The sequence below is a fragment of the Rhodanobacter aciditrophus genome (assembly GCF_042679525.1).
GTDB classification, from domain to species: Bacteria; Pseudomonadota; Gammaproteobacteria; order Pseudomonadales; family Marinomonadaceae; genus Marinomonas; species Marinomonas aciditrophus.
The window spans coordinates 167,957-189,726 of record NZ_JBHTMN010000004.1; the positions used below are offsets into that span (position 1 = coordinate 167,957).

At 47.4% G+C, this 21,770-nt stretch carries 23 protein-coding genes; 15 read left to right on the top strand and 8 right to left on the bottom strand.

Annotated features, from left to right (window positions below; translation table 11 throughout):
- Positions 1-273: 273 nt before the first annotated feature.
- From ACFQ45_RS03505 to ACFQ45_RS03525, 5 genes are all read left to right on the top strand, one after another.
- Positions 274-1,176, top strand: a complete 903-nt coding sequence (locus ACFQ45_RS03505) for an aldo/keto reductase (protein ID WP_377365384.1) — start codon at positions 274-276, stop codon at positions 1,174-1,176.
- 48 nt (positions 1,177-1,224) lie between these two features.
- Positions 1,225-1,776 (top strand): TRAP transporter small permease, encoded by a 552-nt coding sequence (locus tag ACFQ45_RS03510; protein ID WP_377365386.1) that lies wholly within the window; start codon positions 1,225-1,227, stop codon positions 1,774-1,776.
- Between the two features lie 56 nt (positions 1,777-1,832).
- On the top strand, positions 1,833-3,125 hold the full coding sequence (locus ACFQ45_RS03515) for a TRAP transporter large permease (RefSeq protein WP_377365388.1): 1,293 nt from the start codon (positions 1,833-1,835) through the stop codon (positions 3,123-3,125).
- Between the two features lie 39 nt (positions 3,126-3,164).
- The gene (locus tag ACFQ45_RS03520) at positions 3,165-4,235 is read left to right on the top strand and encodes a TRAP transporter substrate-binding protein (RefSeq protein WP_377365390.1); all 1,071 of its coding nucleotides are present in this window, start codon (positions 3,165-3,167) and stop codon (positions 4,233-4,235) included.
- Between the two features lie 83 nt (positions 4,236-4,318).
- Positions 4,319-5,314, top strand: a complete 996-nt coding sequence (locus ACFQ45_RS03525; protein ID WP_377365392.1) for a YeiH family protein — start codon at positions 4,319-4,321, stop codon at positions 5,312-5,314.
- Between the two features lie 65 nt (positions 5,315-5,379).
- Here the strand turns inward: ACFQ45_RS03525 and ACFQ45_RS03530 are convergent, their stop codons facing one another.
- The 5 genes from ACFQ45_RS03530 to ACFQ45_RS03550 form a co-directional block, all read right to left on the bottom strand.
- Entirely contained in the window at positions 5,380-6,135 is a 756-nt protein-coding gene (locus tag ACFQ45_RS03530) for a GntR family transcriptional regulator (RefSeq protein ID WP_377365394.1), read from the bottom strand.
- 57 nt (positions 6,136-6,192) lie between these two features.
- Positions 6,193-7,308 (bottom strand): ABC transporter ATP-binding protein, encoded by a 1,116-nt coding sequence (locus ACFQ45_RS03535; RefSeq protein ID WP_377365396.1) that lies wholly within the window; start codon positions 7,306-7,308, stop codon positions 6,193-6,195.
- A gap of 32 nt (positions 7,309-7,340) precedes the next feature.
- Positions 7,341-8,204 (bottom strand): carbohydrate ABC transporter permease, encoded by an 864-nt coding sequence (locus ACFQ45_RS03540; protein WP_377365398.1) that lies wholly within the window; start codon positions 8,202-8,204, stop codon positions 7,341-7,343.
- A 10-nt stretch (positions 8,205-8,214) separates the two neighbouring features.
- Entirely contained in the window at positions 8,215-9,150 is a 936-nt protein-coding gene (locus ACFQ45_RS03545) for a carbohydrate ABC transporter permease (RefSeq protein ID WP_377365400.1), read from the bottom strand.
- A 103-nt stretch (positions 9,151-9,253) separates the two neighbouring features.
- Positions 9,254-10,525, bottom strand: coding sequence for an ABC transporter substrate-binding protein (locus ACFQ45_RS03550; protein WP_377365402.1), 1,272 nt, complete (start codon positions 10,523-10,525; stop codon positions 9,254-9,256).
- Positions 10,526-10,731: 206 nt separating this feature from the next.
- On the opposite strand from ACFQ45_RS03550, the gene nagB reads away from it, so the two are divergent.
- The 3 genes from nagB to nagA are packed head-to-tail and all read left to right on the top strand — an operon-like array spanning position 10,732 to position 13,571.
- Positions 10,732-11,553 carry a glucosamine-6-phosphate deaminase gene (nagB, locus tag ACFQ45_RS03555; RefSeq protein WP_377365404.1) on the top strand — a complete coding sequence of 274 codons (822 nt, stop codon included), beginning with the start codon at positions 10,732-10,734 and terminating at the stop codon, positions 11,551-11,553.
- A 6-nt stretch (positions 11,554-11,559) separates the two neighbouring features.
- Complete coding sequence (locus ACFQ45_RS03560; RefSeq protein WP_377365406.1) at positions 11,560-12,441, top strand: BadF/BadG/BcrA/BcrD ATPase family protein; 882 nt, start codon at positions 11,560-11,562, stop codon at positions 12,439-12,441.
- Complete coding sequence (gene nagA, locus ACFQ45_RS03565; RefSeq protein ID WP_377365408.1) at positions 12,438-13,571, top strand: N-acetylglucosamine-6-phosphate deacetylase; 1,134 nt, start codon at positions 12,438-12,440, stop codon at positions 13,569-13,571. The genes ACFQ45_RS03560 and nagA overlap by 4 nt, the downstream gene beginning before the upstream one ends.
- A 77-nt stretch (positions 13,572-13,648) precedes the next feature.
- On the opposite strand, the gene ACFQ45_RS03570 is transcribed toward nagA, so the two are convergent.
- Positions 13,649-14,299 (bottom strand): LysE family translocator, encoded by a 651-nt coding sequence (locus ACFQ45_RS03570; protein WP_377365410.1) that lies wholly within the window; start codon positions 14,297-14,299, stop codon positions 13,649-13,651.
- 103 nt (positions 14,300-14,402) lie between these two features.
- Here ACFQ45_RS03570 and ACFQ45_RS03575 point away from each other — a divergent pair, with 103 nt between their 5' ends.
- Entirely contained in the window at positions 14,403-15,332 is a 930-nt protein-coding gene (locus ACFQ45_RS03575; protein ID WP_377365412.1) for a LysR family transcriptional regulator, read from the top strand.
- 40 nt (positions 15,333-15,372) lie between these two features.
- On the opposite strand, the gene trpA is transcribed toward ACFQ45_RS03575, so the two are convergent.
- The gene (trpA, locus tag ACFQ45_RS03580; RefSeq protein ID WP_377365414.1) at positions 15,373-16,161 is read right to left on the bottom strand and encodes a tryptophan synthase subunit alpha; all 789 of its coding nucleotides are present in this window, start codon (positions 16,159-16,161) and stop codon (positions 15,373-15,375) included.
- Positions 16,162-16,163: 2 nt separating this feature from the next.
- Positions 16,164-17,420, bottom strand: coding sequence for a tryptophan synthase subunit beta (gene trpB, locus ACFQ45_RS03585; RefSeq protein ID WP_377365416.1), 1,257 nt, complete (start codon positions 17,418-17,420; stop codon positions 16,164-16,166).
- 562 nt (positions 17,421-17,982) lie between these two features.
- On the opposite strand from trpB, the gene ACFQ45_RS03590 reads away from it, so the two are divergent.
- The 6 genes from ACFQ45_RS03590 (at position 17,983) to ACFQ45_RS03615 (ending at position 21,701) form a co-directional block, all read left to right on the top strand.
- The gene (locus ACFQ45_RS03590) at positions 17,983-18,156 is read left to right on the top strand and encodes a DUF1127 domain-containing protein (protein ID WP_377365418.1); all 174 of its coding nucleotides are present in this window, start codon (positions 17,983-17,985) and stop codon (positions 18,154-18,156) included.
- Between the two features lie 233 nt (positions 18,157-18,389).
- The gene (locus tag ACFQ45_RS03595; RefSeq protein WP_377365420.1) at positions 18,390-18,707 is read left to right on the top strand and encodes a type II toxin-antitoxin system RelE/ParE family toxin; all 318 of its coding nucleotides are present in this window, start codon (positions 18,390-18,392) and stop codon (positions 18,705-18,707) included.
- Between the two features lie 4 nt (positions 18,708-18,711).
- Positions 18,712-19,005: an addiction module antidote protein gene (locus tag ACFQ45_RS03600; RefSeq protein WP_377365422.1), complete on the top strand. Its 294-nt coding sequence runs from the start codon at positions 18,712-18,714 to the stop codon at positions 19,003-19,005.
- Positions 19,006-19,333: 328 nt separating this feature from the next.
- Positions 19,334-19,747, top strand: coding sequence for a GFA family protein (locus ACFQ45_RS03605; RefSeq protein ID WP_377365424.1), 414 nt, complete (start codon positions 19,334-19,336; stop codon positions 19,745-19,747).
- Between the two features lie 181 nt (positions 19,748-19,928).
- On the top strand, positions 19,929-20,468 hold the full coding sequence (locus ACFQ45_RS03610) for a hypothetical protein (protein ID WP_377365426.1): 540 nt from the start codon (positions 19,929-19,931) through the stop codon (positions 20,466-20,468).
- A gap of 204 nt (positions 20,469-20,672) precedes the next feature.
- Positions 20,673-21,701, top strand: coding sequence for a serine hydrolase domain-containing protein (locus ACFQ45_RS03615; RefSeq protein ID WP_377365428.1), 1,029 nt, complete (start codon positions 20,673-20,675; stop codon positions 21,699-21,701).
- Positions 21,702-21,770 lie beyond the last annotated feature (69 nt).

Consider the following 21,770-nt stretch of genomic DNA (forward strand, 5'->3'; position numbering starts at 1 on the left):
GGGCAATTGTAAGTAGCTAAAATGCCCTAAGTGACTGACTTCGCAGTGTATTCGCCCATCAAACCGACCATGGTTTGAGCGGTGGAAAGAACTTTTTAGGAAAATTCATTCACTATTGATTTACATCACAAGAATACACTGTTAGGGTAAATATACAACCTCTCGTGACGGTATCGGTTTGCATCGACCAAAAGCGAGGAGCACAAAACAAAAACAAAAATTCTGAGCGTCCTATGGAAGCCAGGAACGCTCAAAATTCGGAGAGAGAAAACAATGCGAATGGTTCAAATTGGCAAATCTGACCTGCAATTCAGCCGTCTTGTGTACGGTGTTTGGCGTTTAGCAGACGCGAGTGATGTGTCTCTAGCCCACGTCAGAGAAAAGATTGACCTTTGCTTAGATCAAGGTATCACTACCTTTGATCACGCAGACATCTATGGTGATTACGAATGCGAAGCGCTATTCGGTAAAGCCTTAGCCCAAGACCCAAGCTTGCGTTCTAAGATGCAGCTTATCTCAAAATGTGACATCGCCCTGATGTCAGATAAATTCCCAGATCGCCGTGTGAAGTTCTATGACACCAGTGCTGCTTATGTGACAGCGAGTGTTGAGCAAAGTCTTAAAAATCTTCATACGGATTACCTAGATTTGTTGCTGATTCACCGTCCTGACCCCTTGATGAACGCTGCTGAAACGGGGGCTGCATTAGACGCCTTGATCGACAGTGGTAAGGTGCGTGCTGTGGGCGTGTCGAACTTTGATGTATGGGATTGGCGTCTTTTACAAGCCAGCATGCGTCATCCATTAGTGGTGAATCAGGTGGAAATGAGCCTGTTACAGCGTGATGCCTTCACCAATGGCAATTTAAGTGCCATGCAATTGGATCAATTGACGCCAATGGCTTGGTCTCCTCTAGGTGGTGGCGCCTTATTTGGCGATACCCCTGAAACACGTCGCCTTGCACCTTTGTTTGAACGCTTGGCAAGCGAGCAGGGGGCATCCTCTGACCATGTGGCCTTGGCTTGGTTGTTGGCGCATCCTGCGAACATCTTGCCTGTGGTGGGGACTAATAACCCAGAGCGCATCAAAACCCTTTCCAATATCTTGGATATCCAGATTGACCGGGAAACTTGGTTCGAGCTTTGGACCGCAGCAGCCGGACATGAAGTCCCTTAAACTGTAAGACACGATAACAATAACAATACGTTTTTGAGGGAGTAACACATGGCAATTCTCAGAATGCTGGTGTCCTGCTTTACCACCATCAATTTACTGCTCAATCGCATCGGGCGAAACATTGCTTGGGTGCTGGTCGCAATGATGATCAGTGTGATCTTGTTGCAAGTCTTCTGTCGCTACGTGCTCGGCAATGCCTTGCCGTGGCCAGAAGAAGCCGCCCGCGCTTTGATGATCTGGATGATGGCAATGGTAGCCGGGGAAGCCTATCGACGGGGCTCATTCGTCGCGATTGATATGTTCTTAAGCGCCTTACCGGGACGTGCTTCCAGCTTACTTAAACTGATTTTGCTGTTGGTGGCAGGTGCCGTACTGGTGAAGCTAACCGTCTTAGGGGTCGACTTCTTTGATCGTGGATTCCGCTCCAGAGCGGCGTCGATACACATTTCTCGTGCGTGGATTTACTTGGCAATGCCTGTGTGCTTTTTCACCATGTTATTGGCAAATATCGAGTTATGTCTGCGGGAGATCGGCTGTTTGCTTGGTCAGAAGCAATTTGCTTTGGGGACCGAAGTCCGTGCTGATGCTCCTGCCGAATAGACGGTTGGTCATTTGACGGCGTGTATTTAGAACAACAATAACAAGAGACGTACAGTATGTTAGCTCTGTTTTTACCTTTATTTTTAGTCTTGCTGTTAATCGGGATGCCCGTGTTTTTCGCCATGTTGGCGGCACCGGGTGCCATGCTTTATGTGACAGGCATGGAGCGTGATATCTCCCTGTTGTTTCGCAACATCTATAACGGCATTGACTCTTTTCCGCTGATGGCGATCCCATTTTTTATGCTGGCCGGTGAGCTGATGAACCGAGGCGGTATCACCATGAATTTGGTGCAGTTTTCACAAGCCTTTATTGGTCATGTGCGAGGCGGTTTGGCCCATGTGAACGTACTGTCTAGTATGTTGTTTGCTGGCTTGTCAGGCTCTGCTGTGGCGGATACCTCCGCGATTGGTTCTATGATGATTCCCGCCATGGAAAAAAATGGCTACAGCCGTAAATTCGCTACGGCGATCACGGCAGCGTCTTCTGTCATCGGCCCGATCATTCCGCCGTCAGGCATCATGATCATTTACGCTTACACCATGGAAGTATCCGTGGCGGCTCTGTTTGCTGCGGGCATTGTCCCTGGCGTTATGATTGGTGCTGGCTTGATGGTGATGATCGCCTTAATGGCAAAAAAATACGACTTCCCTGTGGCTGGGCCTAAGTCCACTTGGAAACAGCGTGGCACCGCTACCCGTAACGCTATCTTCCCGCTGTTTGCTCCAGTGATCATTTTAGGTGGCATTATCGGTGGTATCTTCACGCCGACGGAAGCATCAGCCATTGCCACGGCTTACGCCTTAATCATCAGTGTGTGGGTGATGAAAACCGTAAAATTGCGCGACCTGCCTGATATCTTTATCAAAGGTGCGCAAGCTTCTGCTGTGGTGCTGTTATTAGTTGGTTCTGCCATTGCCTTTAAAACAGTAGTGAGTTTGTCTCACAGTGCTGAGATCCTCGCGGATTGGGTGCTGACCATCAGTGAAAACCCGCTGATGCTGTTGTTCTTGATTAACCTATTATTGTTCATAGTAGGGATGTTCTTAGATGCAGGTCCAGCGATCATTATCTTGGGACCTATCTTAGGGCCAATCTTTATTAATTTGGGCATCGACCCAGTACATTTCGCCATCATTATGAGTGTCAACCTCACCGTCGGGTTGGCCACACCGCCCATGGGCTTGGTCTTGTTCGTAGCATCCAGTGTGTCTGGTGAGCGTATCGAAACCATTTCCAAAGCGATCCTGCCGTTCTTGGCAGTGGAAGTCTTGGTGATCTTCCTAGTGACCTTTTTCCCATCTCTATCCATGACCTTACCGCGAATGCTCGGGTTGGTGGCTGGATAGGCACAAACGCAAAGCAAAACCATTAAAGAGGACTGTTACATGTTCACGAAAACAAAAATAAACAGTGTTGTTGCCGCGACGTTAATCGGTGCTGGAGTCATGTTAAGTGGCCTAGCTCAAGCAGCGGATTTTAATCTGCGCGCCGTAGCAAACTCCAACGAGAACGATGAAGACTATGATGGCCTAGTGGTCTTTAAAGACTTTGTAGAATCCCATTCAAACGGCAAAATTGCCGTGGACATCTACATGGGGACTCAGCTTTGTGGCAATGGCGTAGAGTGTCTGGAAGCAGTGGAATACGGATCTGTAGACATCTACATTTCAACTTCTGGCGGTGCCTCCGCTATGTACCCTTATGTACAAGTGTTGGATCTGCCTTATGTCTTGCGTGACGACCGAGTTGCAGAAGAGGTGTTCACAGGCGACTTTACCCGTGAACTGCGTGCGCAAATCCTAGAAGATTCAGGGGATACGGTTCGCCTGATGACGATTGGCAACACAGGTGGCTGGCGTAACTTTGCCAATACCCAACATACGGTAAAAACCCCAGAAGACCTCGATGGGTTGAAAATTCGTACTGTTGTATCTGATCTACCCCAGGAGCTAGTGCGTTCATTAGGTGCTAGCCCAACACCGATTCCATGGGGTGACTTGTTCACGTCGTTCCAAACAGGTGTGGTTGAAGGCTCTAAAAACGGCATCACCGACATCATGGGCATGAAGTTCACTGATGCGGGCTTGAAATACGTTACCCTTGATGGCCACGCGTACATGTCAGCCCTTTGGTACATGAACAACGATGTGTTTATGGACATGCCAGAAGAGTTACGCCGTGTGGTGGTCGATGGTTTCTCTGCGTTGCAACAGGCCACCTTCGCGTCGCCTAAGCGTAAGTCGATTGCTGCGTATGAAGCCTTTGGTAAAGCCGGTGGTGAACTGTATGTGCCTTCTCCAGAAGAAAAAGAGCAGTTCGCAGACGCAGCTAAGCCTGTTTACACTTGGTTCCAAGAAAACATCCAAGACGGTGAAAAGTGGTACAACCTACTTAACGATGCTGCCAAAGAAGCGGAACAAAAAATCCAAGCGGAATACGACGCGGATTTGAAATAAGCCTTAGGGCGACTCCGATCAAAGGGGCGGAATTCTCCGCCTCTTTTCTCTCTTACAACTGATTTAACAGATATGGGTACGTCATGTTCAACCCAATGAAAACCTTTGCGCCTAATGTTCCCGGAATCATGCTTGCCATGGTTATGGGGCTGTCTGCGGCCTTCCTAAGTGAGCACTATGGTGCGCCTGTGATGCTGATGGCATTACTACTGGGTATGAGCTTTAACTTTATGTCCGACTCGGAAAAAACCGGCCAAGGACTAGAGTTCAGCGCGACAACACTATTACGCATTGGGGTGGCCTTGCTCGGAGCACGTATCACCATAAGTTCCTTAACGGACTTTGGCTGGCCGATTTTACTGCTGACGGCAGCCTTGATTTTAACCGTGATTATTATCGGCGTGGTGGCTGGCCGTCTGTTGAAACTGCCAGAAAACATGGGCTTGTTAGCGGGCTGCGCCGTGGCCATTTGTGGCGCATCTGCCACGGCTGCCGTGGCCGCCGTACTGCCAAAAAATCAAAATACCAACCGTTCTGTGGTGTTTACCATTGTTGGCATCACCGCCATGAGCACCACCGCCATGATCGTTTACCCTATGTTTGCCAACTGGCTGGGGCTAGACGAGCGTCAAACGGGCTTCTTTCTAGGTTCTACCATTCATGATGTGGCGCAAGTGGTGGGGGCTGGCTACGGTGTTTCCGATTATGCCGGTGACAATGCCACTGTGGTAAAGCTGTTTCGGGTAGCCATGTTAGCGCCTATCGTGTTTGTGTTGGCACTGATGTTTGCCCGCAAAAGCCAAGGGCAGGGCAATGGCCAAAAATTCCCCATTCCTCCCTTTCTACTGGTGTTTATTGCGTTAGTGATCATGAATACTATGGGCTGGATTCCACCCCTTGTAGTGGACATCTTGGCGGATCTATCCCGCTGGTGTTTGGTGTTTGCGATTGCTGCCATTGGTATGCGTACCCAGCTCAACAAACTAAAAGAAGTGGGCATGGCGCCATTGGTTTTGCTGATTGGTGAAACCATTTTCATGGCGGTTTGTGGCGCGTTATTGGCTTACTACTTCGTGTAATCTATTGGAAAGAGTCAGATATGAAAAAGCCCCATTGGGTCATCCCGATGGGGCTTTTTGTTGATTCAAACAGTATTGTGGATTTCTGCCACGAAGTCATAGGAATCCCCAGGGAACCATGAGCGAGTAAACTCAATGGGCGTACCATCTTGTGTGACTGCGGTACGCTCAATGTAGAGTACGGCGCTCAGTTCAGGGATATCCAATAAATTGGCTCTTTGGGCATCGATACTGACTGCTCGTAAGCGCTGAAAGGCTCGTACAGGGCGACAGCCTTGCTTTTCCAGTAGGTCATATAATGAGCCTTCCATTGCGAAGGGGTTTACAATATAGCTGCTTGGAATGGTGGCCAGCTCCAATGCCATGGGTTTACCATCCGCATAGCGCAGGCGATAAAAGCGCACTACCTCTTGCTCCGGCGACAACTGTAACGCTTTACACTCATCTTCATGGGGCATTCCTAGGGATCGATCTAACCACTTGGAGGTGATTTCTTTACCACGGGCCATCATGACTTCGGTGAAGCTGCGGAGATGGTTGAGTGGTTGCTCAACCCGTTCGCTAACGAAGGTGCCAGCCCCTTGGCGCTGGGTAAGCACATCTTCCTTCACTAGCTCATCAATGGCACGACGAACGGTTACCCGTGAAACGTCTAAATATTTAGCCAAGTCCCTTTCCGGTGGGAGGGTGTCTCCGCTTAATAAGCGACCAGCAGAAATAGAAGCTTGAATCGCTTTTTTAACCTGCATATAGAGAGGAATTCCTTTTTCTCTCAAGGCGTCTGCTTCACCAAATAGCTCGTTTACCCGATTTCGGCTCATGTTAATTCCTAAACGGACACAATATCCGTAGTAAAACTGGGATGCCCATGGGTCTCTCTACAAGGGGGTCGCAGGAGACAGATGTGCATTGACTCTGTTTAACGCTTTGCCATCTTTATCGAAGAGGTACAAATGGGTTGGCTTGATACCAAACTGAATGCGGTCGCCCGCTTGATGATGGTTATCACCATCTACCTTCAGCACTAACTCTCCTTCTTGGCCAATATCCACATACAAATAAGACAATTCACCAAGATGTTCGAGTAAGGTAACCGTGCCTTCAAAACGGTTGTCACTACAGTCCAAAGACATGTGTTCAGGGCGTAGACCAATTTGAACAGAGTCGCCTTTTTGCAGTGCTGAACTGTCGATGGAGGCGTGAATAATACGGCCAGATTCTAACACAAGCTGGGTATCTTCTGGGTCTGCATGATGGACTTTTGCAGTCAGAAAGTTCATTTTTGGTGACCCAATAAAGCCAGCAACAAATTGTGTCTTAGGGTGATGGTAAAGATCCAAGGGGGCGCCCACTTGCTCCACACGACCTTGATTCATTACCACGATTTTGTCTCCTAAGGTCATGGCTTCCACTTGGTCGTGGGTCACGTAAATAACCGTCGCTTTTAGCTCTTGATGCAGCTTGCCTAGCTCTACGCGGGTCTGTACACGCAGTGACGCATCTAAGTTCGACAGAGGCTCATCAAACAGAAACACCTTAGGATCACGCACAATGGCGCGACCAATGGCAACCCGTTGGCGCTGACCACCAGACAGCTCCCGAGGTAAGCGGTCTAATAGATGATCGATTTTAAGTTTCTTGGCGGCTTCAATGACTTTTTCACTCACTTGGTGTTTGTCTTTGCCGGCAATTTTGAGTCCAAATGCCATGTTTTTGAACACGTTCATGTGGGGGTACAAGGCGTAAGATTGAAACACCATTGCAATGCCACGTTTCGCAGGTGATCGACCATTAACACGCTCGTCATCAATGTATAAATCACCTTCTGAAATGTCTTCAAGACCGGACAGCAGGCGCAATAGGGTGGACTTACCACAGCCGGACTCACCGATCAGTACAACAAACTCGCCATCTTTGATATCCAAATCAATGCCATGGAGCACGTCAACGTTACCAAAGCGCTTTTTAATATTATTCAGTTTTACACTAGCCATAAAATAGTTCTCCGGCGGTCAGTTTCGAGGGGTTACTTGACCGCACCGCTGGTTAAACCGCGGATCAATTGTCTTGAAAAAATGGTGTATAGGATCAGTACAGGGACGATCGCCATGGTCAACGCCGACAAAACAGAGTTCCAGTCAGTCACGTATTGACCAACAAACTGCTGTACGCCCAAGGTGATGGTACGAGTAGATTCCCCTGGCGCTAAAATCAGTGGGAACCATAGGTCATTCCAAATCGGGATCATGGTGAAGACGGCCACTGTTGCCATAGCTGGTTTCAGCAAAGGCAAAATAATGCAGAAGAATATTTTGTACTCACTGACCGAATCACAGCGGGCTGCTTCCGTGAGTTCCTTAGGAATGGTGCGCACAAACTCTGATAAGATGTACACCGCCAAGGGCAAGCCTTGCGCGATATACACCAGCACCAGAGCCGTTAAGGTGTTGACCAAGTTTAGATTCACCATTAAGCCCAAAATACTGACAGTACCTAAGCGAATCGGGATCATGATGCCCATGGCGAATAAGAAGGTGATGAACAAATTACCTTTGAATTTATATTCTGTCAGCGCCCAAGCAGCCATAGCACCCAGTAATAGCACCAAGCCCACCGCAATAAGGGTCACCACCAAGCTATTCCAAGAATACAAACCAAAATCGGAACGCTGTAACACCTGCTCAAAACCGATCAAGGTAAATGAATCTTGGGTCGGCAAACCCAATGGGTCACGGAAGATTGCCCGGCGCTCCTTAAAGGAGTTAATCACCACCACCAGAATAGGGAACAGAGCGATGACCGTGTACGCCAATAGCACAGCATGTACGGTGACACTCTTGGGTAGTTGGCGGTATCCGTTCGAGGGCATAAAGCGATTAATCAAATTCATAAAAACGTCCTCAGAACTGGAATCGCTGAATGCGACGTTGGATAAAGAACAGGAACAACATGACTCCGACCAGAATGATTAAGAACATCAGTGTGGCCACCGCGGCACCCATGGAGGCGCTACCCTGTTGCAACTGGAAACCGAAGAAGGTTCGGTAAAAGAAGGTGCCCATCAGATCGGTGGAGAAGTTTGGTCCAGCAAGGGCGCCTTTTACCGCATAGATCAGCTCGAACGCGTTAAAGTTCGCCACAAACGTTAGGATCGAAACCATAGCAATGGTGGGTAAAATCAGCGGCAGCTTAATGTGCCAGAAGGTCTGGAAAGAGTTTGCGCCATCCACCACACTCGCATCGATAATATCGTCTGGAATATTCAGTAAGGTGGCATAGATCAGCATCATAGGAATGCCTACGAACTGCCATACAGAGATAAAGCCTAGGGTAATCAAGGCGCTGCCTTCTTTACCTAGCCATGCATCGAAGTAGTGCCCAAGGCCAATATCGTAAAGGAAATTTTCTGAAATGCCCCAAAGAGGGCTTAGCAGTAGCTGCCAGACAAAGCCTACGATGACCACAGACAACATGGTTGGCATAAAAATGAGCGTGCGGTAGGTGCTGGATAAACGCAGCTTAGGTGAACTTAATAAAACCGCCAATATCAGGCCGATGGGGTTTTGCAGCAACATGTGAATCGCAAAAAACTTGAAGTTGTTGACCAAGGCATTCCAAAACGCCTGTGACCAAGTTTCATCCGTGATCAGCGTAATAAAGTTTTGTAGACCAACAAAGCTGCTCTGTCCGTTTTGCTCATCATATAAGCTTAAAAATAGGGTATCGAGCAGTGGGTATACACTAAAAACGACGTAGATGAGCAAGCCGGGTCCAAGGAAAAACACCAAGTGCCAAGGAAACGGCTTCTTCTCGTCATGTTGGTTGGATGAAGTCATAACGTATCTCGAATTGTAATGCATATTGACCCCCTCCCAACCTCCCCCTTAACAGGGGAGAGGAGTAGTTATCCTTAGAGGGAGGGTGACAGGGTGGGTTAGTTTATTGCTGAGGCTCGTACCACTGTTCTAAGCCATCCTGTGTTTCTTTGGCAGCTTGTTCTGGTGTCATAGTGCCGTTAATTACCTGAGCACTCACATTCCAAAGCTGGTTTTCAAGGTTTGGCGTACCACGAGACAAGATTTGGTAAGAGTTACGAATAGTGGATTCACACTGGTTACGCCAGCTCAAAAACTCTTGTGCAACGGGGTCTTTTAGCTCAACTGATGTGTTTGAAAGCGGAAAAAATCCCGGAACAGCATTGGCATATAGCGTTGCAAACTCTTTGCTTGCCATCCAGTTTAAGAACACCTTGGCAGCTGCTTGGTTGTCTGAGCCAGCATTAATGCCGATACCCATGTCAGTGTGGTCACTGATGTAACAGGTGTCACCCGCTTTTGGAACTGGTGGTGGGAAAGCGCCAAACTCAAAATCCGCTTGAGTGTTAAAGGTTTGGATATCCCATGAGCCAGCAGGGTAAATCGCTGCACGACCTAGGGTAAATAGGTTTTGGGAGTCGGAGTATTTTTGTGCTTCAAAACCACGTCCCAAGTACGGCTTCCATTGAGCTAACTCTTTCCAGGTGTCTACATAAGGCGCATCTGTTAGCTTGGCTTCGCCGGTCAACAAGGCTTTACGACCTGCTTCACCTTTCCAGTAATTTGGTCCAATGTTCTGAAAGCCCATGGTGGCCGCTTCCCATTGGTCTGCAGTACCCATTGCCAATGGTGTGTAGCGGCTCTCACTCTTAATGGTGTCGAGCACTTTGAAGAACTCTGCACGGGTTTTTGGTGGCGTCAGATCCAACTCTTCGAAAATTTCTTTGTTGTACACGTAACCGTGAATAACTGATGCCACAGGTAAACAGAATTGGTCTTTACCATCGTCTGTTACCCACGCACTTTTTGCCACATCAGAAAAATCTTTTAGACCTTCTAAGCCATCAAGGTTGGTGAGATAGCCTTGCTTGTATAGCTCCAGTGACGTATCGAATGGGCGACAGGTAATCAGGTCACCAGCAGATCCCGCTTTTAACTTAGCTTGCAATGCCGAGTTGTATTCCGTTGGCGGGGTTGGTGCAAAAGTCACCTTGATATCAGGGTGGCTCTTATTGAACGCAGGGATGATGACATCATTCCAGATATTAGCGTCGTCGCTACGCCAACTTTCGATTGACAGTGTGTCGGCTGCTTGGGTAGCACCAATGCTGCTTAGCACTAGGGCTGTGACACAGGTGAGCTTGGACACGGGTAAAACGGAACGAACGTTGAACATGGTTACTCTCCGATTGTTTGTGGTTCTCTTGGCTTTGTTTTTTATTAGTAAAAATACGCATATTGGTATTTTTTAGGTATTATTGATTTTTAGAAGCTAGCACCAATTTTTCTTTCAGGCAAACAAATATGGTTAATTTGTGGAAAATATTTTGACCTTTGGTCTTAATTGGTTCTATATTGGTGTTAATTAAGGAGAGGTTTTCCATGCAAATAATTATTCTCCCAACCGCTGATGATGTGGCGCATTACGCTGCTGACCGTGTCGCGGATGTGGTAAACACCCATGGCAATCCCGTATTGGGCTTAGCTACGGGATCAACGCCGATTGCCCTTTATCAAGAATTAGTGGCTCGTTATCAGGCTAATGCCCTGTCATTTAAAGGGTGTGTGTCTTTCAATCTTGATGAATACATTGGTATTCCTGATACCCACAACCAAAGCTATCGGGCTTTTATGGACCATCATTTATTCGAGCAGATCGATATCGAGCGTACTAATACCCATGTTCCTTTAGCTGAGGCTACTGATGTAAAGGCGCTTGAGCACAGTGCGAAGGCATATGAATTGGCCATTCAGCAAGCAGGGGGGATTGACCTACAAATTTTAGGAATAGGTGTAAATGGTCATATTGGTTTTAATGAGCCAACGTCCAGCTTTGCCTCTCGTACACGTATTAAAACCCTGTCTAAATCCACGGTAGAGGCGAATAAACGCTTCTTTTCCGATGATGAGTTTCAGCCTCATCTGGCACTGACCATGGGAATTGGTACTATTTTACAAGCCAAAGCTGTCCTGTTGATGGCCACAGGCAAGGGCAAGGCGGATGCAGTAAAAGCTATGGTCGAAGGTCCGCTGTCCTCCATGTGTCCAGCGTCTGTGCTACAGCAGCATGAACGCGCCACCATAGTGTTAGATGAAGACGCGGCCAGTGAATTAGCCTTAAAAGATTACTATTTATGGTGTGAAAAACAGCGACTGCTATTGGTTTCTGGTCACCCCCATACAGATACAAAGAATGAAGGATAAAAAGCGATGACGAGCCTATATATTGGTGTGGATGGTGGCGGAACCTATTGCCGTGCTCGCCTAGTCAATTCAGAAGGTCAGACCCTTGGGGAAGCCATATCAGGGTCTGGCAATCCTCGAATTGGTATTGATGCCGCATGGCAAAATATTCAATCAGCCTGCTTGGAAGCCTGTCGCCTCGCAAATATTGATACCAGTGAGTTCGCCAATATCCGCCTCGGTTTAGGTCTGGCGGGAGCTAATCAACCTGTCGAGCAAGAATTGATCCTATCCCAAGACTCACCGTTTGGTGCGACCTATTTGCTCACCGATGCCCATGCGGCCTGTTTGGGAGCCTTTGATGGAGAAGACGGCGGCTTACTGATTCTTGGGACAGGAAGTTGTGGCGTCGTTCATCAAAATAAGACGTTTACGATTGTGGGTGGCTGGGGCTTTCCTTTGTCTGATCAGGGTAGCGGTGCTCGCATTGGTCTGTTGGCCTTGGAACATTCCCTTGCGGCGTTAGATGGCCTGTCACCCACATCGGATTTTACTAATGCCATTAACGAAGATTTTGAATTCTCACCTGTGCAATATGTGCAATTTCAAAACCAATCGCCTCTGCCAAAAGACTATGGTGCCTTCGCCATCAAGGTGTTTGAGTATGGAAAGCAACAAGATCCAGTCGCTTTAAAAATCATCGACCAACAAGTGGCGTGGGTGAGCCAGTATCTGGACACCTTAATCGCAAAAGGGGCAAAACAAGTTGCCTTAGTGGGTGGGGTATCCGAGGCCATCGTTGGGTATTTGCCGGAGCGCTTTTTAAACTATCTCTGTCAGCCCAAAGGTGACGCCATGACAGGTGCAATTCGTATGGCTCAGTCTCAAATTGGGAGGAGCTCAATATGAGTAAAGTATTCGCCAAACGCTTATTTGATGGGGAAAGCTGGCTGACAAATCAGCAAGTGACCTTATCTGGCAATGTGATTGAGTCCATCATGACAGTGGAAGTGCCGTCAGCGGATGCACAATCAGTAGATGTGCTGGCACCTGGATTTATTGATGTACATGTTAATGGCGGTGGTGGCGCTTTGTTTAACCATACGCCAACCCTTGCCGCACTTCAGCGCATGGTAGAAGTGCATGCTCAATATGGCACAGTGGCTATGATGCCGACCTTGATCTCCGATGACTATGAAATCATGTCTCAGGCACACCAAACCGTATGCCAAGCACTGACCGAAAACATGGGGGGAATTCTTGGTCTTCATTATGAAGGTCCTTACTTGAATCCGGTGCGCAAAGGGGTGCATAACGAATCCAAGTTGCGCAAACCCACCGAAGGGAAACTCGCCGATTTATTAGATGTGTGTCGACTGAGTAAATTAATGGTGACCTTGGCGCCGGAGCAAGTGCCGGAAGACTTTATCGAATGGTTAACAGCCGAGGGGGCGATTGTCTGTATTGGTCACTCTGCAGCGACCTATGATCAAGCTCGGCAGGCGGTGGAAAGCGGAGCAAAAGGCTTCACCCACTTGTTTAACGCCATGACTCCGCTGGTGAGCCGCGAACCTGGGGTGGTGGGAGCAGCGTTACAAACGGACAAGCCAACTTGGTGTGGATTGATTGCCGATGGGCATCATGTGCATCCTGCTACCATGCGTGTGGCGATCGCAGCGAAAGGCTGTGAGCACATGTTACTAGTGACTGATGCCATTCAAAGTGTCGGTTCAGATGAAAAAGAAATGGCTTTTCTGGGTAAGAAAGTTCTCCGCAGTAACGGCAGAGTCACCACAGAAGATGGCACCTTGGCTGGGTCGGATTTGGATATGGCCACCGCGGTGAGAAATACCGTCTCCTTGATCGGTCGAACCGAAGCAGAAGCACTGCAGATGGCCTCATTACGTCCGGCGGAATTTCTCGGCATTGATAAAGAGTTTGGGCGTATCAAAGTGGGTTATCGGGGGAGCCTAGTGGCCCTGACGGATGACTTCTTTGTTGAGGCCACTTGGATAGATGGTCAAAAAGTCTGGGGATAACCTGATTCATCAACCAAGCCAATAATAGGTTTTAGTTTTAGCACTTATTGGCTTGGTTCAAGTATTTCTGGATGGGGCTAAGCGAGCATCTTGATGCCAAATAAAATCATGACACCGCCACAGCAACGCTCAATTACCCGCTTAAATCGCGCTAGATGTTGTTTAAAATGCTCTCCAGTAAACAAGCTAGCGATTAAAGCAAACCAAATCACATGGGCTGCTGCGATAAAGGCACCATAACCAAGTTCTGTTGCCATGCCAGTATCTGGTGAGACCACCTGGCTGTATAACGCCACGATAAACAGCATGGTTTTAGGATTGAGGGCATTACAGATAAAGCCGGTCATAAATGGGGGATGCTCTGATCCCAGTGCTCGGCCATTCTCGACCTGTGTTGGTTCATTTGTGTCTGTTTTAGAGGGCCGAATGCGCGCCTGAATATCAGGCCAAAAACTCTGTAGCCCCAGCCAAATCAGATACCCAGCCCCGATCAATTTTATGCTTTGAACCAACCAGCCTTGGCTGCTCAGCAATATTCCAAACCCAAGTAACGTGTAAGTCAGGTGTAGGGTAACCCCTGCGCCAATTCCCAAGGCACAGAGTATGCCTGACCGGCGTCCTTTACTGATTGCAATCTTAGACACCATCGCAAAATCTGGCCCTGGGCTGATCACGGCTAAGCAGGTAATGAGGATGACGCTGAGCCATTCGAAGGGAAGCTGGTACATATTTAATTCCTATACAGTGCCGACAACGGCGGATTGATTTGTGAGTAAATCCATCATGGGGTAGATTTGGTCTCATGAATATCGAGATTTAATAGGAATTTGTGTGAATAAAAGTCACAGTAAGCACTTGTTGCCTTCTCTCAATGCCTTGCCATTGTTTGAAGCGGCGGCCTTTTACGAAAGCTTTTCTAAGGCAGCCCAGAGCCTTCATGTGACCCATGGGGCGGTAAGCCGTGCGGTAGCTTCCTTGGAGGCACATCTGGGGGTGCCCTTGTTTCATCGTCGTAATCGACGGGTGGTACTCACCCCTGCAGGGGAGTTGCTTTACAAGGCGACCCGAGACAGCTTGGCCGGGTTGGATGAGGCCGTGGAAAAAATCCATCGGCATTCGGTGGATTCGCCCTTTTTTACCATTTCCTGTGAACCGACTTTGGCTATGCGCTGGTTAATGCCAAAGTTGGGGGACTTTTACCGTTTGCATCCTGAGCTTAACGTAGACGTGCGGATGGCTGGGGGCCCCATTGATCTGCTCGCCGCTGGGTGCGATGTGGCCATTCGTCGCTCTGACTTTGGTATCCCAAATGACTATCGGGTGACCCCATTTGCTGAGGAGCGGGCAGGTCCTGTGTGTACCCAAGCCTACTTCGATGCCTTAGGAGGGCATTGGCAGCTGGGAGCGAGGCTTCATAGCAGAACTCGCCCCGCCGCCTGGAAAGACTGGTTAGCACAACAGAGCCAAGAGATGGTATTTGATGGTGAGCAGGAGGCTTCTATCTTAGACCGCCAACAGGATCGACATTTTGATCATTTTTTCTATGCTTTGCAGGCTGCACAAAGTGGCTTAGGTATGGCCATCGGCTCGTTACCGGTTGTTCAAAAAGATTTGGAAGAAGGGTTTCTAATAGCCCCTTGGGGAATGGTGCCTACAGGCCACTGTTATCAGGTATTGAGCCTCGACAGAATGACACCCGACCCGCGAGTGTTAGCGCTAGAGAGTTGGCTGATAGAAACCTGTTTAGAGCAGGAACGTTAGGCAACTAGATAGGAGCGTTGCCTAACGTGATGGGTAGAGATTATTCAGCAAACAGAGCGTTAAATAGCTTCAAACCTTCTACTTTACCGCCTTTGTTGTAGGCGTCCAGCAGGGCAGAACCTATGATAGCCACGTCAGCTTTGCCTTTTAGGGCATCCACATGGGCGCGTTCACGGATACCAAAGCCCACACCAATCGGTGCGTTGCTGTGAGCGCCGATTTCCGCTAGGTATTCGTCTAAGGACTGTTGTTTCTCACCGTTGTGCTTGGAATTGCCAGTCACACCAGAGCGAGCCACACAGTACAAAAAGCCACGGGCTTCGCTTGCTAAAAAGGCTAAGCGATCTTTTGGCGTCACGGGTGTTACCAACCAGACAGGGTCAATACCGTTGGCATCGCAGTAACCACGTAGCTCATTTGCTTGCTCGTATGGAAGATCTGGCAAGATCAACCCTAGAATGTTCTCTTCAGCACAGCGTTTTACCAGCTTTTCCAAACCGTAGCGGTACATAGGGTTTAAATAGCTCATCAAAGCAATGCGGCTTTCTGGAAAGTCCCGACCAAGCTGACCAATGTCTTTCAAGCACTGCTCAACCGTTAGGTTTTGTCCGTGTAAGGCACCGTGACAAGCCGCCACGATAGTTGGGCCATCGGCCACTGGATCAGAGAATGGAAACTGCACTTCGATAAAGTCTGCACCGGCTTCCAGCAAGGTTGCCATCCACTCCAAACTGTCTTTCACCGTAGGGTAGCCGTAAACCACGTGAGTCATGGACAAAATAGGCTTTTGCTGGCGTTTTGCAGCGATGTATTGGGCTAACTGACTCATGCTTATGCGTCTCCCTGTTGTGCTAGATGCTCTTTGTAATCCACCAAGTAGTCTTCCAAGAAGTTAGGGAAGGCTTCATCATTCAAGGCTTTGGCAACGTTAAAGATGTCTTTATCGCCACGGCCTGACAGGTTGATCACAATGCGTGATTCTTTTGGCAAATTCGGCGCGTCTTTAAACGCACCCGCTAATGCGTGGGAAGATTCCAGCGCAGGAATAATGCCTTCTTTTTTCAATAGTAGAGAACAGGCTTCCACCACTTCATCGTCCATGGCGTAGGTCATTTGAATACGACCTTCTTGTGCCAAATGGGCAATGATCGGCGACACGCCCACATAATCCAAGCCCGCAGCAATAGAATGGGTGTCTTGCAATTGACCGTTATCGTCCTGCAAAAACATGGTCGCAAACCCTTGGGCGATGCCTTTAGAACCTAAACCATTGGACAAGCGAATCGAGTGCTCACCCAACTCAAGACCTTTACCACCGGCTTCAACACCGACCATCTCTACTTTGGCTTCGTCCAAGAAAGGCAGGAACAAACCACAGGCGTTAGAACCGCCTCCCACACAAGCGTATAAACGCTCTGGGTACTGGCCAAACTGAGCGACACTTTGCTCTTTAACCTCTTCACCGATCACAGATTGGAAGTAAGCCACCATCTCAGGGAAAGGGGCACACCCACAGGTGGTGCCGATCAGGTAATGGCTGTCTTCATGGCTCGAAGACCAGTCTCGTAGAGCCTCATCTAACGCATCACGTAAGGTTTCGGATCCTTCGGCAACTGGCACGACCGTCGCACCCAATTGCTTCATCCAAAATACGTTCGGGTACTGACGTTTCACGTCTTTCGCACCCATGTAAATGGTACATTCCAGACCTAGTCGCGCGGCAATCAAAGCGGTTGCGACACCGTGCTGACCCGCGCCGGTTTCCGCGATCACACGGGTCTTACCCATGCGCTTAACCAACAGGGCTTGGCCAATCACGTTATTCATCTTGTGTGCGCCAGACTGGTTTAAGTCTTCACGCTTTAGGTAGATCTGAGCGCCACCAAAGTGCTCTGTTAAGTTCTTACAAAACGTTAACGGCGTTGGGCGACCAGAATAGTTCTGCCAAGTCTCCTTAAGCTCCGCAATGAACGCAGGATCATTCTTCGCTTCCTCAAAAGCATGAAGAATTTGCTGCTGGCTGGCATAAAGAATCTCGGGGATGTAGCTCCCACCGAACTCACCATAATAACCATTATTGCTTTGCATGGATGACTCCTGAACTAACGCAGTGTAGTGACAATTAATAACTAAACGATGTGGTAAAGTTAATAGGGAAAACGCCAAGCGTCAAGGGGTGAAATGTAATTTTCTTTACTCAATCGTTTAGTTATTGATTTGGAGAGATTTTTAGCGACGTCGCTCTTCACCTGTAGGTCGAGCTACAGCGCGACAAACCTTGCAACAACGAACAGAAGTCACCAGCTTGTAGGAGTCGATTGCATTGGTGGCAGTCTCTGCAGACTAGGTTCCAAATTGATAACAGCTGTTTATGACCTAGATAATGACCTGCGCCATGCAAGATGAAAAAACTGAGAATTTGATCAAACCGAGGATGACACCTAGCAAAGACTGTTTTAAAATTTGTCTTACTTGATTGAGTGGTAAAATCACCACATCCAATGGTCAAGATCGAATAAGCCTCTAAAAAAAATAACAGTCTAACCTTAGACAGATTACCTCGAATCTTGCAGTGTCCCTTCTACTGATCGTAGCTACGCACAATTGGAATCAAGTTATTTCTACTTGAATGATATATGTGAGGCTCACAATGATTAAACTGATTTCAAACCTAGTAAACCTACTAACTTTCTCATCCAGCAAAAAAGTGTCTGACCGTGAGAAAGCGATCCAAGAACTAAACTCATACACCGACCGCGAACTTGCTGACCTAGGCATCTCTCGTTTCGGTATTCAAGCAGCAGTAGACTACGGTCGCGCGTAATCTCGAATCGCTTGTAAAAGATAGAATTCACAGAAGCCAAGCTGCATTTAGCTTGGCTTTTTATTATCTAGCCCCTCAATCAACCGCCCATACCAACGACCTCAACACCTGTAGGTCGAGCTTCAGCTCGACAAACCTTGCAGTCATTACAATGAAATTTTCACTCTTGCTTAGAAGGGCAAACTAAGGTTGAAAAGTGTATCTTTTGGGATACAATTGGAGGCATAAAACGAATGGATTCGTTAGTGATGTATAAGATTAGAAAGACTGCAACTTTTGATAAGTGGCTGAGAAATTTAAAAGATCTACGTGGCAAAGCTTTAATTCTAAACCGGCTGGTTAAGGTCGAAAGCGAAGGACACTTTGGTGACGTTGCAAGTGTTGGTGGAGCACTTCAAGAGATGAGATTTTTTAAGTCTCCCGGATACAGAATATATTACGTAGAACGAAATAATGAGTTAATCGTGTTGCTGGCTGGAGGTGATAAATCAACCCAGAGCCGTGACATTAAAAAGGCTCAGCAATTACTTAATGCTTTAGAAGAGGGTTGAGACAATGAAACTAGAAACCACAAATCTAGATATCGCTGATTACTTGGAAACAGATCAAGACATTCAAGCATTTTTATTAGAAGCGATCCATGACGGTGGAAGTGAGCATTTGTTACACTGCTTATCCATCGCGGCCAGAGCAAAAGGCATGACAGATGTTGCTAAGCAAGCTGGGGTGACCCGAGCAAGCTTGTATAAATCGCTAAACAACAACGCCAACCCTAAACTCGAAACCATTACTAAACTACTTAACGTTTTTAACTGCCGACTTACGATTGAACCCATTACGCCAAACTAACCCTATTTTAGTCACTCAAGCTCACCTTACCTAGCTATAGGTCGAGCTTCAGCTCGACAAACCTTGAAACTTCAAAAGCAAAATAGAAGGTTCAAGCACTTGTAGGAGGCGATTGCATCGGCGACGAGACCAGCTACCTAGATGCCAAATCGCCTGAACTACAAGTACACTTGATACTGGTAAATTTATTTTTCATCAGACCCCAGTAGTTCAAGTGGATAATCTATTCTTATATTCCAGAGTTTGGGTCAAAAAACGATCCGTGCCTCTGCATTGAGTGTTAGATGATGTGAGGTGTCACTCACAATAAAAATATATCGGAGGATCTATGAAAGGTCATGGTAAGTGCTTATGTGGTTCCGTTGATTTAGAAGTAGAGTTCACCAGCAGCGAAGTCGCTGTATGTCATTGCAGTATGTGTAGAAACTGGATGGGCGGGCCTATGCTAGCTATCGATTGTGCCGATTCTGTTAAAATATCAGATGAAACTAGCGTTACTAGGTATTCATCTTCTGAGTGGGCAGAGCGAGGCTTTTGCAATAAATGTGGTACACATCTGTTTTATTATCTACTACCAGCCAATCAATACCATATACCTGTTGGGCTTTTACAAACTGATGAAGCGTTTGTATTGACTCACCAAATATTTATTGATGAAAAGCCAGAATATTATGAATTTAAAAATGAAACACATAATATGACAGGCGCAGAGGTCTTCGCCCATTTTGAACAAGAAGGGTAAGCGGCTGAAAAAGCCGATTCTTCATTTATTATCACACAATAGAGCGAAGGGGAATTGGCTTTTCACTGCAAAAGAAAGCGATGCCCAAAAGGTTAGATCGTGCCTTGGGGCCGCGCTTTTTATCGGTCGATTCAGCTCGCAAAAAGCAGACGGTTCATAGATGTTAGATTTTTAGGGAAGCATGAAGTATTTACTCATTTTATTAATACTGCTGATAACAGGGTGTGCGTCAAACTCAAATCAAGAGTTTCCAGATGCATGGGCAAAGCTCCCTAAATCTAATAGCAATATTTGTCCTGACGTTTCTGGGGCGTATGAAAATATTGCAACGACCATCAAAGGCGAAAGCGGTTTAAATTTGGCATGGTTAATTATTCCATCTTCTAAAGAGGTGCTAGAGCTCAACTCTATTGAGTTCACTCTCGATCCGTTACAGGAAAGCTTGCGTATTACCGCTCACTCTGAAAATGGTGCAGTAGTCTACTCTACTTTATTTAAGAGTGATAAAGACTTTTTTTGCGAAAAAGGTTCACTCATCATAGAAAACAGTGAATTTGTAAACCGAGATGGCGTCATTGCAAAAAACTGGAGGTCCTATGAATTTGCTAAAACTGCTGACGGGTTGGTGATGCACTATGTTGATAGTGCGACTGGACTATTTTTCTTAGTCCCTGTAATCGGGAGCCATAAATATTGGTATCTCTACAAGCAAAAAAGTTAACAAGCCAAACCGCTGGGGGTTATATAGTCGGGCGAGCCTCTCAATTAATACCAGCGTACTAAAAGATACCAAGGCCAAGAAAAATCTCTATTTGCTAACCGCCCATTCAACCCAATCATTCTAAAGCCCTAGGGCACTTTTTATTCTATGACTTGTCTCTTAATAGAATAGTACTCACTCCATTCAACGGATGATTTATCTTTTATGCTTTTATCAAGATCCCCGATTCTTCGAAAACTAGTACTTAGCTCCTTTGCATCGGTTGTTGTTATGGCCGCGGGTGTGGCGCAGGCAAGCGCTATTGATTTCAGTGCCATGGATAAAACTGCCCAGAGTTTTTCTAATATCGAAACCATTCAAGTGGCTTATCAGGGGGAGCGTGTTTGGTCTAAGGCGTATAACAATGCGGACATCGAGGCGGTGACAAACATTAAGTCGGCTTCAAAATCCTTGATGTCAGCAATCGTTGGCATTGCCATTGATCGTGGTGTGCTGGATGGTGTGGATCAATCTGTGGCGGCGTTACTGCCGGATCAGGTTCCGAGTGATCCTGATCCCCGTTTAAAAGAGATTACCATTGGTCATTTGCTGTCTATGCAAGCTGGATTGGAGCGTACGTCTGGTCGTAATTATGGTGCTTGGGTCACCAGTGATAATTGGGTGAAGAATGTGTTGAACCGACCTTTTGTAGAGGAGGTCGGCAGGAATATGCAATATTCCACCGGGAATACCCATGTGCTATCGGCCATCATTATGGGACAAAGTGGGCGACATACTTATCAGCTCGCCAATGACTGGTTTCAAGATTCTGGTGTGCAAATACAAAGTTGGGAGACTGACCCCCAAGGGATTCCAATGGGCGGTAATCAAGTGGGCATGACGCCCGCATCATTATTGGCCTTTGGTGAGTTGTACCGTCGAGGTGGTGTCACAAAAGCCGGTAAACGGATACTGTCAGAAGAATGGATAGAGCAAAGTTGGACGCCAAGAACTCAGTCTCGTTTTCATCGTGGGCTCTATGGTTACGGCTGGTTTATGCAGCCTTTTGCTGGCGTGCAGGGCTATTATGGTTGGGGCTATGGCGGTCAGATGATTTATGTATTGCCGGACTTAGAGCTCACCGTGGCCATTACGTCTCAGGAAAATTTGCCTTCTGGTCGCACAGGGTATCGTGACTCACTGCATCGTATGTTGAGCGAAGATATCATTCCCGCGATTCAGTCGGCTCAATAGAAAACAAGCGGGAGCAGACGAGTATAACTTTCAGCTTGAGACGATAACTCAAGCTGAAACTCTCAATCT

Bases quoted from the DNA above. Each gene is read 5' to 3' on its own strand.
- ACFQ45_RS03515 (WP_377365388.1), top strand. From the start codon at position 1,833: ATGTTAGCTCTGTTTTTACCTTTATTTTTAGTCTTGCTGTTAATCGGG.
- ACFQ45_RS03615 (WP_377365428.1), top strand. From the start codon at position 20,673: ATGCTTTTATCAAGATCCCCGATTCTTCGAAAACTAGTACTTAGCTCC.
- ACFQ45_RS03610 (WP_377365426.1), top strand. From the start codon at position 19,929: ATGAAGTATTTACTCATTTTATTAATACTGCTGATAACAGGGTGTGCG.
- ACFQ45_RS03545 (WP_377365400.1), bottom strand. From the start codon at position 9,150: ATGACTTCATCCAACCAACATGACGAGAAGAAGCCGTTTCCTTGGCAC.
- ACFQ45_RS03605 (WP_377365424.1), top strand. From the start codon at position 19,334: ATGAAAGGTCATGGTAAGTGCTTATGTGGTTCCGTTGATTTAGAAGTA.
- ACFQ45_RS03550 (WP_377365402.1), bottom strand. From the start codon at position 10,525: ATGTTCAACGTTCGTTCCGTTTTACCCGTGTCCAAGCTCACCTGTGTC.
- ACFQ45_RS03530 (WP_377365394.1), bottom strand. From the start codon at position 6,135: ATGAGCCGAAATCGGGTAAACGAGCTATTTGGTGAAGCAGACGCCTTG.
- nagA (WP_377365408.1), top strand. From the start codon at position 12,438: ATGAGTAAAGTATTCGCCAAACGCTTATTTGATGGGGAAAGCTGGCTG.
- trpA (WP_377365414.1), bottom strand. From the start codon at position 16,161: ATGAGTCAGTTAGCCCAATACATCGCTGCAAAACGCCAGCAAAAGCCT.
- ACFQ45_RS03595 (WP_377365420.1), top strand. From the start codon at position 18,390: ATGGATTCGTTAGTGATGTATAAGATTAGAAAGACTGCAACTTTTGAT.
- ACFQ45_RS03600 (WP_377365422.1), top strand. From the start codon at position 18,712: ATGAAACTAGAAACCACAAATCTAGATATCGCTGATTACTTGGAAACA.
- nagB (WP_377365404.1), top strand. From the start codon at position 10,732: ATGCAAATAATTATTCTCCCAACCGCTGATGATGTGGCGCATTACGCT.
- ACFQ45_RS03505 (WP_377365384.1), top strand. From the start codon at position 274: ATGCGAATGGTTCAAATTGGCAAATCTGACCTGCAATTCAGCCGTCTT.
- ACFQ45_RS03590 (WP_377365418.1), top strand. From the start codon at position 17,983: ATGATTAAACTGATTTCAAACCTAGTAAACCTACTAACTTTCTCATCC.
- ACFQ45_RS03510 (WP_377365386.1), top strand. From the start codon at position 1,225: ATGGCAATTCTCAGAATGCTGGTGTCCTGCTTTACCACCATCAATTTA.
- ACFQ45_RS03525 (WP_377365392.1), top strand. From the start codon at position 4,319: ATGTTCAACCCAATGAAAACCTTTGCGCCTAATGTTCCCGGAATCATG.
- ACFQ45_RS03560 (WP_377365406.1), top strand. From the start codon at position 11,560: ATGACGAGCCTATATATTGGTGTGGATGGTGGCGGAACCTATTGCCGT.
- ACFQ45_RS03540 (WP_377365398.1), bottom strand. From the start codon at position 8,204: ATGAATTTGATTAATCGCTTTATGCCCTCGAACGGATACCGCCAACTA.
- ACFQ45_RS03535 (WP_377365396.1), bottom strand. From the start codon at position 7,308: ATGGCTAGTGTAAAACTGAATAATATTAAAAAGCGCTTTGGTAACGTT.
- ACFQ45_RS03520 (WP_377365390.1), top strand. From the start codon at position 3,165: ATGTTCACGAAAACAAAAATAAACAGTGTTGTTGCCGCGACGTTAATC.
- trpB (WP_377365416.1), bottom strand. From the start codon at position 17,420: ATGCAAAGCAATAATGGTTATTATGGTGAGTTCGGTGGGAGCTACATC.
- ACFQ45_RS03570 (WP_377365410.1), bottom strand. From the start codon at position 14,299: ATGTACCAGCTTCCCTTCGAATGGCTCAGCGTCATCCTCATTACCTGC.